A 932-nucleotide genomic window follows, 5' to 3' on the forward strand; every position below is an offset into this window, starting at 1 on the left:
CCAGGGCGATCATGCCCATCACCGCGATGGAGGCACCGACGATGCCGGTGGTGGCGGCCAGCAGCACCGAGACGATGACCACGGTGAGTGCCAGGCCACCGCGCAGGTTGGCTAGCAGCAGGCGCATCACCGCGAACATCTTCTCGGTGACCCCCGAGTCGTTGAGAAAGCGCGCCATCAGCACGAACAGCGGGATGGCCACCAGGACGTAGTTGTCCATGGCGTTGCCGTAGATATTGTTGATGATGGTGCCGAGCACGCGCTCGCCGGGGCCGAGGTAGGCCCCGATCACCGCCACGCCGCCCAGCACGAAGGCCAGCGGGTGGCCCATGAACAGGCCGACCAGCAGCCCGCCGAACATCACCAGGGTCAGCATTTCCGGGCTCAGGTTCATGCGGCCTCCTCCTCCCGGAGCTGTTGAATGGCACGGATCACGACGGCGATGGCCTGCAGCAGGATCAGCGCCGCGGCGACCACGATCACGCCCTTGATCGGATAGACCGGGATCGAGACCATGCCGTAGGTGGTCTCACCGCGACTGTAGGAGCGCATGAAGAAGCTCCAGCCGAAGGTGATCAGCATGTAGATGAAGGGCACGAAGAAGATCAGGTAGCCGAGGATCTCGACCATTGCCTGCTTCTTGCGCGAGAGCAGGCGCTTGAGCACGTCGACCTCGACGTGGGCGTGATGGCGCAGGCCGTAGGCGGCCATCAGCATGAAGTGGGCACCGAACAGCATCTTGGTGATGTCGAAGGCCCAGTCGCTGGGTCGCCCGATGAAGAAGCGCAGGGCGATATCGTAGAGCACCACCAGGGTGATGATGGCGATCAGCGGCGCGATGATACGCCCCAGTACCTCGTTGAGCGTATCGATCGCCTTGGCAATCGCATTCATGGAGCAAGTCTCCGACGTCGAAACGAAGGCCGCCCCGG

The 932-nt window shown here is 63.4% G+C and carries 2 protein-coding genes; both read right to left on the reverse strand.

The features are described 5' to 3' along the window. On the reverse strand, window positions 1-394 hold a 394-nt coding region (locus H1D44_RS20715; protein WP_181517156.1), incomplete at its 3' end, for a TRAP transporter large permease subunit. Continuing rightward, the gene (locus H1D44_RS20720; RefSeq protein WP_181517157.1) at window positions 391-894 is read right to left on the reverse strand and encodes a TRAP transporter small permease subunit; all 504 of its coding nucleotides are present in this window, start codon (window positions 892-894) and stop codon (window positions 391-393) included. The genes H1D44_RS20715 and H1D44_RS20720, both read right to left, overlap by 4 nt. Window positions 895-932: the final 38 nt, after the last annotated feature.

This window comes from Billgrantia kenyensis, from assembly GCF_013697085.1.
Classification (GTDB): Bacteria; Pseudomonadota; Gammaproteobacteria; order Pseudomonadales; family Halomonadaceae; genus Halomonas; species Halomonas kenyensis.

Bases quoted from the DNA above. Each gene is read 5' to 3' on its own strand.
- H1D44_RS20720 (WP_181517157.1), bottom strand. From the start codon at position 894: ATGAATGCGATTGCCAAGGCGATCGATACGCTCAACGAGGTACTGGGG.